The organism is Empedobacter sp. UBA7620 (assembly GCF_002484185.1).
GTDB lineage: Bacteria > Bacteroidota > Bacteroidia > Flavobacteriales > Weeksellaceae > Empedobacter > Empedobacter falsenii_C.
This window is the reverse complement of the sequence record NZ_DLJI01000022.1, coordinates 112231-112582: the sequence shown is the minus strand read 5'-3', so window position 1 is coordinate 112582 and position 352 is coordinate 112231. Positions and strand designations below refer to the sequence as shown.

Annotated in this window: 1 protein-coding gene; it reads left to right on the top strand. The window is 27.8% G+C overall.

Annotated features, from left to right (window positions below; all coding sequences use genetic code 11):
- Positions 1-8: 8 nt before the first annotated feature.
- Positions 9-352: CheR family methyltransferase (locus tag B2217_RS04815; RefSeq protein WP_291122142.1), on the top strand; the 344-nt coding region annotated here is incomplete at its 3' end.

Genomic DNA, 352 nt, shown 5'->3' with positions numbered 1-352 from the left:
ATCTAGATATGAAATCTGCTGATGGAGTAGATTTGGTAGGAGATTTATATGATTTAGCTTTTTTAGAGGAAGTTAAAAAATATAAAGTGAAATGTATTTTGTTCAATAATGTGTTGATGTATATCGATCAAGAACAACGAAAAAAGCTTTGTAAAATATTGTATGAAATTTTGGAGAAAGATGGTTATTTAATTGTAACTAATTCTTTTATTTTTCCGCCAGCTCCAGATCCGGTAGAGAGTTACTATAGACCAAATCCATCTAAATTATATCAAGATTTATTTCAAAATTTTGAATTGGAAGATGCTAGAGAAATTACAACAGGATATAGTTTTTATCAACAATTGAAGGA